This is a genomic window from Vibrio sp. A2-1 (assembly GCF_021728355.1).
GTDB lineage: Bacteria > Pseudomonadota > Gammaproteobacteria > Enterobacterales > Vibrionaceae > Vibrio > Vibrio splendidus_K.
In genome coordinates, this window is record NZ_JAKKCO010000001.1 from 937,293 (window position 1) to 953,597 (window position 16,305).

13 protein-coding genes are annotated in these 16,305 nt (G+C 44.5%); 7 read left to right on the forward strand and 6 right to left on the reverse strand.

Annotated features, from left to right (window positions below; all coding sequences use genetic code 11):
- Nucleotides 1-6: 6 nt before the first annotated feature.
- From L3V33_RS03945 to L3V33_RS03955, 3 genes are all read right to left on the reverse strand, one after another.
- Nucleotides 7-1,116 carry a putative 2-aminoethylphosphonate ABC transporter ATP-binding protein gene (locus L3V33_RS03945; protein WP_154723729.1) on the reverse strand — a complete coding sequence of 370 codons (1,110 nt, stop codon included), beginning with the start codon at nucleotides 1,114-1,116 and terminating at the stop codon, nucleotides 7-9.
- A gap of 209 nt (nucleotides 1,117-1,325) precedes the next feature.
- Entirely contained in the window at nucleotides 1,326-2,747 is a 1,422-nt protein-coding gene (locus tag L3V33_RS03950) for an FAD-dependent oxidoreductase (RefSeq protein WP_171315716.1), read from the reverse strand.
- Between the two features lie 120 nt (nucleotides 2,748-2,867).
- Nucleotides 2,868-3,878 carry a putative 2-aminoethylphosphonate ABC transporter substrate-binding protein gene (locus tag L3V33_RS03955; protein WP_017104203.1) on the reverse strand — a complete coding sequence of 337 codons (1,011 nt, stop codon included), beginning with the start codon at nucleotides 3,876-3,878 and terminating at the stop codon, nucleotides 2,868-2,870.
- Between the two features lie 325 nt (nucleotides 3,879-4,203).
- On the opposite strand from L3V33_RS03955, the gene phnW reads away from it, so the two are divergent.
- From phnW to L3V33_RS03975, 4 genes are all read left to right on the forward strand, one after another.
- On the forward strand, nucleotides 4,204-5,307 hold the full coding sequence (gene phnW / locus L3V33_RS03960; RefSeq protein ID WP_237289207.1) for a 2-aminoethylphosphonate--pyruvate transaminase: 1,104 nt from the start codon (nucleotides 4,204-4,206) through the stop codon (nucleotides 5,305-5,307).
- On the forward strand, nucleotides 5,307-6,746 hold the full coding sequence (locus L3V33_RS03965) for an aspartate aminotransferase family protein (RefSeq protein ID WP_237289217.1): 1,440 nt from the start codon (nucleotides 5,307-5,309) through the stop codon (nucleotides 6,744-6,746). The genes phnW and L3V33_RS03965 overlap by 1 nt, the downstream gene beginning before the upstream one ends.
- A gap of 111 nt (nucleotides 6,747-6,857) precedes the next feature.
- Nucleotides 6,858-7,676 (forward strand): phosphonoacetaldehyde hydrolase, encoded by an 819-nt coding sequence (gene phnX / locus L3V33_RS03970; RefSeq protein ID WP_237289219.1) that lies wholly within the window; start codon nucleotides 6,858-6,860, stop codon nucleotides 7,674-7,676.
- A gap of 349 nt (nucleotides 7,677-8,025) precedes the next feature.
- A complete protein-coding gene (locus L3V33_RS03975) occupies nucleotides 8,026-9,096 on the forward strand; it encodes an OmpA family protein (protein WP_146456157.1) in 1,071 nt (356 codons plus the stop codon).
- Between the two features lie 145 nt (nucleotides 9,097-9,241).
- Here L3V33_RS03975 and L3V33_RS03980 read toward each other — a convergent pair whose 3' ends face one another.
- Nucleotides 9,242-9,640, reverse strand: coding sequence for an OsmC family protein (locus tag L3V33_RS03980; protein ID WP_114635540.1), 399 nt, complete (start codon nucleotides 9,638-9,640; stop codon nucleotides 9,242-9,244).
- 363 nt (nucleotides 9,641-10,003) lie between these two features.
- Here L3V33_RS03980 and msrB point away from each other — a divergent pair, with 363 nt between their 5' ends.
- The gene (gene msrB, locus L3V33_RS03985) at nucleotides 10,004-11,146 is read left to right on the forward strand and encodes a peptide-methionine (R)-S-oxide reductase MsrB (RefSeq protein ID WP_237289221.1); all 1,143 of its coding nucleotides are present in this window, start codon (nucleotides 10,004-10,006) and stop codon (nucleotides 11,144-11,146) included.
- Between the two features lie 116 nt (nucleotides 11,147-11,262).
- Here the strand turns inward: msrB and L3V33_RS03990 are convergent, their stop codons facing one another.
- Nucleotides 11,263-12,630, reverse strand: coding sequence for a TrkH family potassium uptake protein (locus tag L3V33_RS03990; RefSeq protein ID WP_237289223.1), 1,368 nt, complete (start codon nucleotides 12,628-12,630; stop codon nucleotides 11,263-11,265).
- Between the two features lie 26 nt (nucleotides 12,631-12,656).
- Entirely contained in the window at nucleotides 12,657-13,313 is a 657-nt protein-coding gene (locus tag L3V33_RS03995) for a TrkA family potassium uptake protein (RefSeq protein ID WP_017079662.1), read from the reverse strand.
- 184 nt (nucleotides 13,314-13,497) lie between these two features.
- Here L3V33_RS03995 and L3V33_RS04000 point away from each other — a divergent pair, with 184 nt between their 5' ends.
- Nucleotides 13,498-14,667, forward strand: a complete 1,170-nt coding sequence (locus L3V33_RS04000; RefSeq protein ID WP_017094663.1) for a mechanosensitive ion channel family protein — start codon at nucleotides 13,498-13,500, stop codon at nucleotides 14,665-14,667.
- A gap of 87 nt (nucleotides 14,668-14,754) precedes the next feature.
- A complete protein-coding gene (locus L3V33_RS04005) occupies nucleotides 14,755-16,284 on the forward strand; it encodes a mannose-1-phosphate guanylyltransferase/mannose-6-phosphate isomerase (protein ID WP_171307991.1) in 1,530 nt (509 codons plus the stop codon).
- Nucleotides 16,285-16,305 lie beyond the last annotated feature (21 nt).

Sequence of the window (16,305 nt, forward strand, 5' to 3'; positions counted from 1 at the left end):
GATTATTTACGCCGCCTCGTCTTTCATCACTTGCAGGCTTTTCGATGAGTAAGCTCTAAGGCCTTCTTGATCAAATGCTACGTAACGAATATCGCTGCGACGCAGTTTCAATCGATTGAACTCTTTGACTGACACATCAACGATGATCTCTTTCGCCGTTGAGTCATGTTGCAATTGACACTCAACACGATAAAACGCCCCCAAGAATTCGCTTGATACGATTCTCACGGGTAAGGATTCACTAAAACGATCAACAAATTGGATTTGCTCTGGACGAACGGCAATATCAAAAACCTCACCAAGTTTTGGCGTGAGATTATCTAAGCGAGGTAACGGTAACATTGACTCAGCAATACGCATCTTGCCTTGTGCTGCGACAGAAGCTTGAATGAAGTTCATGCTGCCAACAAACTCAGCAACAAAACGGCTGACTGGTTTTTGGTAGATCTCTTGCGGAGCACCAACTTGCTCAATGACACCATGGTTCATCACCACAATTCGGTCAGCCATGGTTAAAGCTTCATCTTGATCGTGCGTCACCATAATTGTGGTAATACCCAGCTTGCGTTGCAATTGGCAGATCTCGTCACGCAGGTGTGTTCTTACCTTCGCATCCAATGCAGACAGCGGTTCATCAAGTAGCAACAAACCTGGAGACAAGGCCAATGCGCGAGCCAAAGCAACACGCTGCTGTTGTCCGCCAGACAGTTGATTCGGATACTTTTGACCAGATGTTGGTAAGCCGATGGTCTCTAACCAAGATTCAACCGTCTCAAGAGCTTCTTTGGTCGACATCCCTTGGTTCTTCAACCCAATCGCGATGTTCTCTTCAACGGTGAGATTTGGAAACAAAGCATAAGACTGGAACACGATGCCAAAGTCACGCTTTTCTGGTGGCAAAAAGGTCGTATCATTACCGTTCTGCTCAATAGAGCCCGAGGTTGGTAAATCTAGGCCAGCAATCGCACGTAATAAGGTGGTTTTTCCACAACCAGATGGGCCAAGGAAGCAGACGAACTCGCCTTTATCTATCGATAGGGAGATGTCTTTTAACGCTGTAAATTGGCCAAATTGCTTTACAACGTTTTCAATATTCAAATAAGTTTGGTTGCTCATACTACAGCACTCTCTATATGGTATATACCAAATTTAAACTGAGAATATTGCAGTTGAGTGACAAATTTATAGAAGCTAAATGACAGTTATATTGCAGAAATAATAAGCATTAAAGATTGCTACTCGTTCAGCTTTGAAAGTTAATTCAGAAAGCCCTCAATGACTTGCCCATAAATCACTGAGAGCCTAAATGTAAACGCTAGATTAGTTTACGATTCAACCTTGTCGGCTTTACCTGCTGCACCCGCCAACTTTGCCAATTGCCTATCAAGCCACAATGGCGTGTTACCGGAATCTTCCGCGTTCTCTTTTCTTCGTACCGCATCACGAACCATCATGGCACCTACCCAACGGAATGGCTCTGGCGGGAAGTGTCCTAACGGGCCTTTAGTTAAACCACTACGTGTCCATTCGTTATCATCTCCTAACACCATTGAAGACAAAATTTTCCCTCCCATGCGAGTTTGAGCCACACCATTACCTGAGTAACCGAGCCCATAATAGATGTTGTTTTGGCCTTTGAGATTACCGAAAAATGGCAATCCGGTGACGGATCGGTCTGAACCGCCCGACCAGTTGTAATCGAATTCACTTTGTTCCAATTTAGGGAACAGTTTTTGGAAGGATTGGTTAAGAATCGGTAGGTAGTTGGTCGTTTGGTTAAACATGCTTTCAACCTGATTCGCAAACGAGAATTTATTGCCGCCTTTACCCAACATGAGTCGTCCATCTTCAGTATCACGGTAGTAGTGAACAAAGATACGTGAGTCCACCACTGCGGCTCCTTTCTCTGGGCCAAACTGCTTGAGCTTTTCAGGGATAGGCTTGGTCACCACCATATCGGAAGAGACAACCACTATGCTGCGTTTGAACTCTTTAAAGTGATCGAGCATCCATGCATTGAGCGCTAAGATCACTCTATCGGAAGTTATCGTCCCACCCTCAGTTTGGACGCGAACTGGTGAGCCGTAATCAAGAGAAGTCATCTCTGTATTTTCGTAAATTTCGACACCCAATTCGATCGCAACGCGGCGTAAGCCTCTCGCCAATAACGCTGGCTGCACACTACCCGCAGCTTCTGAGTAGTAACCCTCAATGTGGCGATCAGATCCCGCTTTATCAGCCAAAGAATTGTCGCACTTCTTCCAGCTATTAATACCCTGCTTAATCAGCTCATTAACAACAGGCTCCATTCCACCCTTTTGCGCTTCATTGGTCGCCGTGTAGTAAGTACCACTTCGATATAGATGCGCGTCAATCTTGTGTTCGTTACAGAAGGCTTCGATCTCGTATATAACCTTTTCCGATTCCTTAACCAACCATTTCGCTTGTTCTTTTCCGTAGAGCTTTTTCAGCGTCGGATACTTAGTTGACCACGTCAGCATGCAACCGCCGTTCGCACCAGAAGCACCGCTACCACATAGACCTTTTTCAATCACCACAACATGCTTTTCGGGTTGCTGTTGTTTGATTAAAATCGCCGTCCATAAACCCGTATAGCCACCGCCAACAATGGCGATATCACAGTTGACGTCTTTTTGGAGCGGCTTAGCCGAATCTAGCCCCGCATTGATGTTGCCAAACTCTTGTTCCAACGCTTGCTTGAACCAATATGAGTAGTGCTTTGTCATTTGTTGTACCTTACTTAAAACCTAAAGGCGTAAAACTAAAAAAGGAAGACCGAAGCCTTCCTTTACTGATTTCTAACTTCTAATGAACTAAATAGTTAATTAACTGAATAGATCGTCAGATTAAGATTTTGGCTCTGATTTAGCGTCAAACTTCTCAGACCATGTTTTCAGAACATCTGCACGTTCGCTGCCCATACGAGCGAAGTCCATTTTTGCCATGTTCTTCTCTACGTTCGGGAAGTTTTCTGCTTTACCTGTGACATCTTGGTGGCCAACAACTGGGTACATTTCGATGTAAAGTTCATTCGCTGCTTTAGAGATAGACCAATCGATAACACGCTGTGCTGCATCTGAAGGCTTAACAAGACCTACCGCTTCAGATTCCCAACCGATACCTTCCGGTGTAATCACAGAAAGTGGCGCGCCTTGAGTCTTCAGCTTCGCGCCGCGGCTCGCCATAGAAATACCGATAGCGACTTCACCCATGCCCGCTTGAACACATGGCTTAGAACCAGAGTGCGTGTAGTGAGCAATGTTTTGGTCTAGCTTCTGCATGTAGTTCCAACCTTGGTCTTCACCCATGTTTTGTAACCAAGCCGAAACCTGCATGTAGCCCGTACCAGAAGATGCTGGGTTTGGCATAGCAATGTGGCCCTTGTAGATAGGTTTTGTTAGGTCATCCCAAGACTTAGGTGCCGGTAGGTTCAATTGCTTAGCCACCACTTCGTTAAAGCAAACTGCATTAAAGAATGCATCATTGCCGTACCAAGCTTGAGTGGACTGTGGGTCGTTAAGGTTAGCGCGTAATGCTTCTACACCTTGAGGCGTATAAGGTTTCAGGATGCCCTCTTCTTTAAGCAGTGCCATTGAAGAACCAGCAAGTCCCCAAACTACCTCTGCGCGCGGGTTGTTTTTTTCGGCCAATAATTTTGCCGTCATGATCCCAGTTGAATCACGTACCCACTTGATGTTGATGTCTGGGTTTTCACTTTCAAATGCGTTCTTGTACTTCGCCAAAATGTCAGTTTCAAAAGCGGTGTAAACCGTCACTTCCTGTGCTGCATAAGCATTACCAGCTAATAGAGTAACTAATGCTGCAAGTGATCCTTTCATAAAACGGTTTTTCATCATTTTCTCCAGTCAGGCCCGATGCCAAGGTTAGAAGTTAGAAGCTCCATCTAGAGGCTTCTATATCCATAAATTCATTTAGGTTGTGAGCACACACTTTTATTTGGTATGTACCAGATAGCGAGTATTAACCTAATCGACTTTTATGACGATTAAATGAACAAAAAATGGCAGTTTCAAGATCGGAAGATTTCTCAACACCAGTGACGAATTTGAATATGAAGCTTTTGTGAAAATAACGTTTGGGCTATTTACGGCCGTTTAAATTGGTTGTTAAAGTAACTTAAAACATTGGTATAGTCCAAAATATAAATCACGAGAATTGAACATGAGAAACGAATACCTACTACTGACACCGGGTCCTCTATCTACTTCTGAAGCCGTTCGCCAAGCGATGCTAAAAGATTGGTGTACGTGGGATGATGAATACAACAAAGACGTTGTTGAAGTGATTCGTAGCAAGCTTGTTACTCTGGCGACTAAGCAGGCGGGTTATACAAGCGTACTAATGCAAGGCAGCGGCACTGCTTCAGTTGAAGCAACAATCGGTAGCGTTATCTCTAACAGCGGTAAGCTTCTTGTGGTTGATAACGGTGCGTATGGTGCTCGTATTGCTCAAATCGCAGAATATTTAAACATTCCATGCCATGTCGTTTCCCCAGGTGAAACATCACAGCCTGACTTGAACAAAATGGAAACGGCATTGGCTATGGATTCAGATATTACTCACGTTGCGATTGTGCATTGTGAGACCACTACAGGTATGTTGAATCCAATCGAAGAGATTGCCAAATTGGCAAAACAGCACAACAAAACCGTCATTCTTGATGCGATGTCGAGTTTTGGCGGTATTCCTATGGATATTGCTGACTTAGGTATCGATTACATGATCAGCTCAGCAAACAAGTGCATTCAAGGTGTACCGGGGTTCGGCTTTGTTATTGCAAAGCAATCAGATCTCGAGAAGTGCAAAGGCCAAGCTCGCTCATTAAGCCTTGACCTGTTTGACCAGTGGCACTGCATGGAAAGCAACCATGGTAAATGGCGCTTCACCTCTCCGACTCATACAGTGCGCGCTTTCTACCAAGCTCTACTTGAATTGGAACAAGAAGGCGGCATCGAAGCTCGTCATAGTCGCTACCAAACCAACCAAACCACATTGGTTGCAGGCATGCGAACTCTTGGCTTTGAACCACTGCTTAATGATGACCTTCATTCACCTATCATCACCTCTTTCTATTCTCCAACTCATAGCGATTACCAATTCAAGGAATTCTATGACCGTTTGAAAGAGCAAGGGTTTGTGATTTACCCGGGCAAGGTTTCAAACGCAGACTGCTTCCGAATCGGTAACATCGGTGAAGTGTATCCGTCAGACATTGAAGCTCTCATTGGCGCAGTGAAAAACGCTATGTACTGGGACATCAAATAATGACGACGACCAATCAAGAGCCGACTCTAAAGGCCACACACTTTCGAAGCGAAGGCGATGTGAACACCACGCCAGCACGCGAAAAATGGAACGAGTCGCTAAACGATGATGCGACTCAAGCGATGTTAAAACGTGACTCAGATGTATTTCTTCATCAAGCGATGTCAACGCCTTGCCTAGACACACTTGAAGCGGCAGAAGGCATCTACATTCAAGATGTGACGGGCAAGAAGTACATGGACTTTCACGGGAATAATGTTCACCAGCTAGGTTATGGCCACCCACACATCATCAATAAGGTGACTCAGCAAATGGCGTCATTGCCGTTTTCACCACGTCGCTTTACCAATGAAACTGCGGTTCAATGTGCAGAGAAACTCACACAGATCTGCGGTGGTGATTTGAATCGCGTATTGTTTGCTCCCGGTGGCACATCAGTGATCGGCATGGCGCTAAAACTTGCTCGACATGTCACCAACAATTTCAAAGTAGTGTCTTTGTGGGACTCATTCCATGGCGCGTCACTCGATGCAATTTCAGTAGGTGGCGAAGCGTGTTTCCGCGAAGGCATGGGGCCATTAATGGCTGGCGTAGAACGCATTCCACCAGCGGTCTCTTATCGTGGTGCTTTCCCGCTTAATGACTCTTTATCGCTTCGCGGGCAAAACTCAGGCTGTGAGAGTGAGACTGCATGTGATGTGCATTATGCGGATTACCTAGAGTACGTGATTGAAAAAGAAGGCGGTATTGGAGCCTTCATTGCAGAAGCGGTTCGTAACACCGACGTTCAAGTGCCAAGTAAGGCTTATTGGAAGCGCATTCGTGAGATCTGTGACAAACACAACGTCATGTTAATCATCGACGACATCCCAAATGGCATGGGTCGTAGCGGTGAATGGTTCACACACCAAGCGTTTGATATCGAACCTGACATTCTATGTATCGGTAAAGGCTTTGGCGGCGGCTTAGTACCAATCGCAGCCATGATCACAAAAGACAAATACAACACGGCAGCGCAAGTATCTCTTGGTCACTACACCCACGAGAAAAGCCCAATTGGTTGCGCGGCAGCACTCGCAACCATGGAAGTGATAGAGCACGAAAAGCTACTTAAAAAAGTGCAAGCAGACAGCGTATTTGTGCGTGAACAACTGCTCCAAATGAAAGAGAAATACCCAGTTATTGGCGACGTTCGCGGTATCGGACTGCTTTGGGCCGTGGAGTTGGTCACCGACCATATCACTAAGACCCGAGCTTTCGATGAAGCAGAAGCGGTACTTTATCAATGTCTGAACGATGGCCTGAGCTTTAAGGTGTCACAAGGTAACGTGATTCAGTTGAGCCCACCATTGATCATCAGCCGTAGCGAGCTAGAAGTCGCTCTGTCTGTATTCGAAAAAGCGATAGCCAAAGTCAGCAAAGACTTTGAATACCTTTGAACCACCGTTGAAAGCATGCCTTGAAGCAATAATTTCAAGCAACCAATAACCTAAAACAATTATTCACCTCCCAGAACTACCTGAATTGGGAGAAAAAAATAGGACACTACTATGAACACGACATCACCTATCCAAGCGGTTATCTTTGACTGGGCTGGCACTATCGTTGATTTTGGCTCATTTGCTCCAACCAGTATTTTTGTTGAAGCATTCAAGCAAGGTTTCGACTTTGATATCGACCTAGCAGAAGCACGTGAACCTATGGGTATCGGCAAATGGGAACACATCCAAGCGGTGGGTCGAATCCCTGCCGTTGACGCTCGTTGGAATGCTCAATTCGGACGCTCGATGACCAGTGAAGACGTTGATGCGATCTACGCGGCATTCATGCCTCTTCAGAAAGCAAAAGTAGCCGACCATGCCGAACCAATCTTGAATGCAATAGAGGTCGTGAATAACTTAAAAGAGAAGAACGTAAAAATCGGTTCTTGCTCAGGTTATCCGCGAGAAGTGATGGATGTTTTAATTCCTGCAGCCGCTGATTACGGTTACCTTCCTGATAACGTAGTAGCAACTGATGACTTACCACAAGGTGGTCGCCCTGCTCCATTTATGGCACTTAAAAACGTAATCGACCTTGGCGTAACCAGCGTTTCAGCATGTGTGAAAGTGGATGATGCAGCACCTGGCATCGATGAAGGTCACAACGCAGGCATGTGGACAGTTGGACTTGTATTATCGGGGAACGAAGCAGGCTTAACATACCAAGAATATTTAGATGCAGACGAGTCAACACTTGCAGCTGCACGTGAAAAAGCAAGCGTTAAGCTAAACAAATCAAACCCGCACTACCTGATCGATACTATTGCAGATCTGCCAGATGTCATTACCGATATTGAAAAACGTTTAATTGCAGGAGAGCGCCCTTAACAGCTTAACCTCCGCTCTACCCTACAACTCAGGCTATGTAGCCAAACATTCTTTAGTCATCAAAATGAAACCTCATATCACCTAAAAATGATACGAGGTTTCTTCGTTTCCAAGATTTGAGACAACAATTTTTCAACAAAAAAGTTATAAATAGCGCCTCAACAACTATAAACCCTAACAATCCGATTGACTCTCATACGCAATCAGACTAACAATATATTAGTTGTGTCTTAAAAGCTCTACCTGAATCAACGCCTTGATTTGCTTACGGTCGCAGTGTCTTAGCCAGTAAGTTATCGCTTTATAGGCCAACTTCAGATAACAATAAAATTAATCCAAGGATAAGATTATGAAAAAACTTTCTAAAATCATGTGTGCTGTTGTCGCTGCTTCGGGCTTGGCGGCAGCTCCTTCTATTGCTGCCACCACTTATGTTGGCGCAAAAGTTGGCATGGGCTGGCTAGATAGCGCCTGTGTCGATGGGGTTAAATGTGATGATGATGCAATTGGTGCAGGCATCTACTCTGGTTACAATTTTAGTGACAAGTTTGGTATTGAGCTAAGCTCGGACTTCCTTGGCGACTACAAGACAAGCTTTTCAAAGAACGGCACAACAGCTGCGTTCAGCGACCCACTAATCGCAATCTCGCTAACTCCAATGTACCGCTTAGCAGTACAACAAGAATTCGACGTATTCTTTAAAGCAGGTCCTGCTTACATTTCACACGGTGGCGAAGATGACGTTGTTCTTTCTGCTGGCATCGGTCTAGAGAAGCAGCTTTCTTCTGATTGGGCAGTTCGTGTTGAATACCAATATTTTGATGATTTCGACGACAACTACGTTCAAGACCTGAACTCGAACCTACTGTCAGTTGGTGTTAGTTACAACTTCGGTACTGGCAACACAACAGCATCAGCGGCGGCTGCAACAACTTCTGCAGTAGCAGTAACTCAAGCGCCATCGGAGCCAATCACAGAGCCTGCAGTTGTCGTTGAAGAGAAAACGACTGTCGTTGTGACTAAAGCGCAAACAGAAAGCTACTCTCAAGAAATGTTCGCAACTAACAGCACTGAACTGTCTACAGATGGTAAAATTGCATTAATGCCATTAGTTGAAGTACTTAAAGCTCACCCTCAATCATCAGTTGATGTTGTTGGTCACACAGACTCAACAGGCGCAGCTGAATACAACATGATGATCTCTAAGAAGCGTGCAGCAGCTGTAGCAGCATACATCGAAGAGCAAGGCATTGAAGCAGACCGAATTACAGCGTCAGGTGAAGGCGAAGAGAATCCAATCGCATCAAACGATACAGCTGAAGGCCGTGCTCAAAACCGTCGTGTTGACGCAACGATCCCTGGCTTCGAATACCAAGAAGAAGTCAAAGTTGAAGAAGTTATCGTAGAAGCTACTGAATAATAGCACTCTACCTTAGTTAAAATAATAAGGGCGGAGCACTTTAAAGTGCTCCGCCCTTTTCTTTGTCTGGCTATGCCTATAAACCGTAAGCGATAAGCCGTAAGCCGCAAAAATCAGCCTACCGCCAAGCTGTACTATCAGAAGACTAGACGATTTCCCAACTGTGGGTCATCTCTACGCCAGCACCCAGCATTAGACATACAGAACAGTATTTTTCTAATGAATCCGCACACACCTTAGCAACCTGTTCAGGATCAAGGTTGTCACCAGACACTTCAAAGTGAATATTAATCACAGTAAAGATTTTCGGCGCTGTTTCACGACGTGTCGTTTCTAGCTTTGCATTACAACCAGTGATGCTTTGACCCGCAGATTTCAAACCGTCCACTACATCAACAGAGCTACAACCACCAGCGGCCATGAGCACCATCTCCATAGGGCTTGGCGCTGTAGCTCCGCCGCTTCCATCCATAACAATAGAATGGCCTGATTGAGAGTGACCTAGGAATTTAAAGCCTTCGACCCATTTAACTTCTGCTTGCATGTTGTTCCTTAGATGTACGAAAACGTCATCATTATTTGGTATACCAATCGTAGTAAATAACTGGTCATCCTAGCTTGTTAAAAATCTCGATAACTTCGTTAGAATTTTTGATTGTAGAATAACTACTTATCGGAAAATTCCGCCTTGTTCTCGAGTTTTTTTCCTGCGCTATTTATGATCACTTACTTACTGTGATTGGTATTATTTTATATCAATGCTTACACCCTACTACTGGCAGCATTTATGAGCAAGATTTTCTATTTGAGATATTTTTTTCATGAATAGTGTAATTTTTTCCATCTAAAACCTGTCTCTATTCGTACATTCAAAATCGAATGAGAAAAACGTCAAGATGAGGTATCTATGAATAAATTATCTAAAATATTGGTATCACTCGTGGTTGCACTACCACTGATTTCACTGTTTGTAAGCCAGACTGGCACTGCCAATACAATGGATAAAACGACTAATTCAGGTAAAACTGAAATCGCGACACTGGCTGGTGGTTGTTTTTGGTGTACAGAATCCGATCTAGAAAAACTGACAGGCGTGACAGACGTTATCTCTGGGTATTCTGGTGGTGAATTAGAAAACCCAACCTACAAGCAAGTTTCATCGGGTAAATCTGGCCACATCGAAGTAATCAATGTGACCTATAACCCTGATGTGGTCAGCTATGAACAGGTGCTTGACCAATTCTTCCGACACATCGACCCAACTGATGACAAAGGTTCATTCGTTGATCGAGGTCCACAATATCGACCTGCTGTTTTCTATCATAACCAAGAACAAAAAGACGTCGCTCAGAACTTCATGATGGAAATCGACAAGGCTCAGATCTTTGGTGAACCACTAAAAACAGAACTGATTAAGTTTGAGAAATTCTGGCCAGCAGAAGATTACCACCAAGATTATTACAAGAAGAGCAAAGTTCGTTATAACTACTACCGCTACGCTTCTGGTCGTGATCAGTACCTAGATAAAGTCTTCGGCGATGATAGAAATGAAAACCCGCAAACGATCCGTCAGATCATCGATGGTAAGAATGCGACAGCCAATACTAAGACATACAGCAAGCCGTCTGATGCAGAGATCAAAGCTTCTCTAACTTCACTGCAATACGATGTCACACAAGACGACGCGACAGAGCGCCCATTTGACAACAAATACTGGGATAACAAGCAAGAAGGTATTTACGTTGATGTCGTAACGGGTGAGCCTTTGTTTTCTTCAAAAGACAAATACAAATCAGGTACAGGTTGGCCGAGCTTTACACAGCCAATCAGCGAGGCTTATGTCGTAACGACTACAGACTACAAGCTGCTTTACCCGAGAACAGAGGTTCGCAGTAAATTTGGTGACTCTCACCTAGGACATGTATTTAAAGATGGTCCAAAGCCAACAGGTTTACGCTACTGCATGAACTCAGCCGCAATGCGCTTTATTCCAGCGGATAAACTGGCAGACGAAGGCTACGAAGAATATGTGGGATTATTCGAGGGCTAAGAATTCAGAAACTGACTATAAACCTCTGAACCTCTAAAAAACAAAGCCAGCATATTCGCTGGCTTTGTTTTTCTAACGCACTAACAAGAAGGGTTAACCTTAGCCTGTTAACCTTATTAACCCGTTAACACCGTATCTTCTGGGTATTTCAACAACGAAGGCTCAGGGCGAGCTAACATGTAAGCCAAAGTCAAAGGTCCGATTCGTCCAATCACCATCACCACAATCATGATGTATTTCCCAGGTTCAGTTAGGTTTGCGGTTAACCCTGCAGTCAGTCCGACCGTCGCAAAGGCCGAAATCACCTCAAACATCACTCGATCAAACGCCGCCTTTTCAGTAAGCATTAACAAAAACATTGCGGTGGTTAACAGTGCTCCACTTACCACAATAATGGCCAATGACTTTGTTACCGCTTGCCAGGTCACAGTGCGTTTAAACATCACTACATGCTTTTTCTGACGCAAGAATGTCCAAGTCGCAACAAATGCAACCGCAAAGGTCGATACTTTAATCCCACCACCAGTGGAAGTTGAACCAGCACCAATCAACATCAGTACTATCATCACCAATAATGCAGGTTGTGTATATTGAGACAAATCCACACTATTAAAACCAGCAGTACGAGCACTCGCTGACTGGAAAAAAGCCGCCAACCATTGCCCTTGTGTCGACAAGCCCTCCATCGTCGCTGAGTTATTTCTCTCCAATAACCAAAACATCACCGTGCCCACCGCCAATAACGTCGGTGTCGCCGTTAGCATAATCTTGGTGTGTAAATGCAGATGTTGGAAGCCTTTCCGCCAGTTAGTCGACAGGTCGCCCACGACCGTAAAACCTAATCCGCCGAAAATGAACAAGCCTGCTAAGGTAAAGATCACCAGTGGATCGTCAACAAAGCTCGCCATACTGTCTGAGAACAACGCAAATCCTGCGTTATTGAATGCAGAAATCGCGTGAAATAACGCGTAAAAGCTCCCTGTTGCCCATCCCATTTCAGGAACCCAACGAAAACAGAGCAATACGAAACCTATAAATTCCGCCACCAATGCAAAAATGATGATCTTCTTGACTAATTTTCGGAGGTTAATCTTACGATCTTGCCCCAATGCTTCTTTCGCTAATGCTTGCTGTTTCAAACTTAGCCGAACACCAAACATATAGAGCAGCACCGCAGAAAGGGTCATCTGCCCTAACCCGCCGACTTGCATCAAGAAAATCAGTAAGATTTTACCTGCCAAGGTGAAATGCTGACCGGTATCAACAACACCTAAGCCTGTCACACTGATCGCCGACGTGGCAGTAAACAGTGCATCCGTAAAGCTTAGACCTGTCACAGAGAACACGGGTAGCGTCAACAATATTGCAGAAGGGATAAGTACGCCTAAGAAGCTCGTAAGGATAATCTTAGGTTCAGAGCCTTTACGTGGCTTTTTATCACTCTTAAGCGTGTAGAAAGTACCTTTTCGTTTTAACGAATTCATACTGTTACCTTATTTCCGATTGCCAGTTACCAATTGCGTAGCTTTCTAGATAAGGTCTCCTTCGGCCCAGCGATGATCACCACATCCCCAATTTCTAAACTCACATCCAGTTCAGGTGCTTTAGTTAGGTTCGGGCCTCGCTTGAAACCAAGTACCTCAACACCATTTTCTTTGCACAGCTTAAGGTCACCAAGTTTCTTACCCAAAAAATTAGAACCAATAACAATTTCCGTCATCGCTAAACCGCTGCCAAGGTCGATAAACTCAAGAACGCGTCTATCCAACATTTTACGCGCAACTCGAATACCCATGTCTCGCTCGGGCATGATGATATGGTCGGCACCAATCTTAGAAAGGATCTTGCCGTGAAACTTATCGTTCGCCTTCACCCAAACGGCTTTTGCGCCTGATTCTTTTACCACTAGCGTCGTTAGAATACTGGAGTTAACATCAGAGCCAATCGACACCATCACCATATCGTAATCGTCCAGCCTTAGTTCTTTAACTGTCTCTTCGCTCGTACAGTTCGCAACAATCGCTTGTGAAACAAAATTAGCCGCTTCTTTCACTCGCTCTTCATCAATATCGACAGCGAGCACCTGCGCCCCTGAACTTTGTAGCTCTTTGCATACAGATAACCCAAAACGCCCTAAGCCGATAACTGCATATTGTTTGTCACTCATTTATTACTCCACTTACAAAGCTACGTAGCATCGAAAACAAATAACAAAATTGTCTTCATACAAAAAAACGACTATATATCCATGTAGAGATACAATTGTCAGCTAATCGATTGATTTATAAAGGTAGAGAACAAAAGTGATTTCTGCTAATTTCTAACCCATAATTTCTGCGGCAGTACACACAATGAATGAATTCATAACCCAAGTACAAACCTACATCAACCAGAGCCATAGCGATTGGGCAAATAGCGTCCTATTCATCACTATTGCGAGCTTTTTCGCTTGGGTCGCTTGGCGAATTGTCCATAATCGCCTGGAAATCTTGGTCAAAAAAACCCAATTTCATTGGGATGACCTACTGCTAGAGGCCTTAAAAACACCTGTCAGTACATTGCTTTGGTGTTGGCCTGCTACCGTGTCTGTTGGCTTGATTCTTCAAGACCAGTTTGGTAATGAAATCAACTGGCTAAGAACACTCAAACACATACTGATCATATCTACGTTTGTTTGGTTTACGCTGCGAATGATCAGTAACTCTGAAGAGTATGTCTTAGAGCAAAAAACCAGAGACGAAACCACAGTACAAGCTATAGCAAAGGTGGCTCGACTGTTCTTTATGGTGATGGGCGGTTTAACCATCATGCAGGCGTTTGGGCTGAGCCTATCGGGCTTGCTTACCTTTGGTGGTGTCGGTGGTTTAATCGTCGGTTTAGCCGCTAAAGATCTACTGTCGAATTTCTTTGGCGGCATGATGATTTACTTCGACCGCCCTTTTAAAGTCGGAGATTGGATACGCTCTCCCGATCGTCAAATCGAAGGTACTGTCGAACGCATTGGCTGGCGCATGACGATTATCCGCACTTTTGATAAGCGTCCTTTGTACGTTCCAAATTCGGTGTTCAGTAGTATTGTGGTAGAGAACCCATCGAGAATGTTAAATCGTAGAATCAATGAAACCTTTGGTCTTCGTTATCAAGATGCAGACAAATTGGCGCTCATTGTTGATGATGTAAGAACCATGCTCGAGGCCCACCCAGATATTGATGCCAAACAGACGTTAATCGTTAACTTTGACAAATTTGGACCATCAACACTGAACTTCTTTATCTACACCTTCACAAAAACGGTCAACTGGATCAGGTACCACAAAGTGAAGCAAGACGTTCTGTTACAGGTTCTGGCGATTATTCATAAACACAATGCAGACATCGCGTTCCCAACACAGACACTCAAGATTGACCCTCAAGACTTTTCTAATGTTCAAGGTCATAACAGCGTTCAGAGCCTAGGTGATAATCAGAATGTTAGCGATCCCAAAGATATGTTGAACTCTCCTACGGAAGGTCATCGATAGTCAGCATCCTTCTTGGTTATCGATAAGTAATAAGCGTGAAGCGTGGTAATATGATGGCAGTATTCTAATGCACACAATTACCACTCTATGATTTTACCTGTCATCCTAGCTGGCGGCTCTGGAAGCCGCCTCTGGCCACTGTCTCGAGAGCTCTATCCTAAGCAATTCCTGAATATTGCTGGCGAACAGTCGATGCTTCAGCAGACACTTCAACGCCTGCAAGGTATCGACGCACACCTAACGGATAGCAGCTGCGATGCGCCATTCATCATCTGTAATGAAGAGCATCGTTTTATCGCTGCTGAACAAATTCGCTCAGCTAACGTCCTGCACAGTGGCATTCTGTTAGAACCTGTCGGTAGAAATACTGCGCCAGCCATCGCACTTGCAGCCTTGCAAGCTTTGACCAAATCTCATGAGACTAAAAGAGAAGCGGCTGACCCAATCTTATTAGTGCTTGCTGCCGACCATCACATCGCTAAAACCTCTGAATTTCAACAATCGATTAACCGTGGTGTTGATTACGCAAAACAAGGCAAACTGGTGACATTCGGTATAACCCCAAATGCTCCAGAGACTGGCTATGGCTACATCAAACAAGGGCAACCTCTTATCTCTAGCCTACAACTAGAAACCAACATTACAGACCAACCAACCCATTATGCTTACGACATTGAGTGCTTTGTAGAAAAGCCCGATAAAGCAACCGCAGAAGCATACATCCGCTCAGAACAGTACCTATGGAACAGTGGCATGTTCATGTTTAAGGCATCACGCTATCTTGAAGAACTCGCCGAACACCACCCCGATATATTAGCGGCTTGTAAACTCGCTCTTGCAAAGCAAAATACCGACCTCGACTTTATCCGTATCGACGCTGAAGCATTCAAAAGTAGCCCAAGCGATTCCATCGATTATGCCGTGATGGAGAAAACCTCGCACGCAGCTGTGATCCCGATGGATGTCGGTTGGAATGATATTGGCTCATGGTCTGCTATCTGGGATGTAAGCGACAAAGATGAGCATAACAACGTCATTGAAGGTGACGTGTTAACCGTCGACTCTCAACACAACTACATCCATGCTGAAAACAAGCTAGTTGCTACTGTCGGTGTCGATAACCTGATTATTGTCGAGACCAAAGACGCCATATTAGTCGCAGATAAAGACAAGGTTCAGGGTGTAAAATCGATTGTTAGTCAACTAAGTCAAGCAGGTCGAACGGAGCATATTCATCATCGTGAGGTATTGAGGCCTTGGGGTAAATACGATGTGATTGATTTAGGAAAGCGAGACAAAGTTAAGCGTATCACTGTAAAAGCGGGTCATCAGCTTTCACTACAGATGCATTATCATAGAGCGGAACATTGGGTAGTAGTAGCTGGCACTGCGAAGGTGACCAACGATGAGAAAACCTATCTCGTCGAAGAAGATCAATCGACTTACATCCCTTTAGGTCACATCCACAGCTTAGAGAACCCTGGCGAGACACCTCTTGAAATGATTGAAGTTCAAACCGGCAGCCATTTAAGTGAAGACGATATCATTCGATATCAAGACAGCTATGGGCGAGACGTTCGAAGCGAACAAGCTTCTTCGTCTCAGAACAAAAAATAGAAATAGAAGCGACTTCAATCA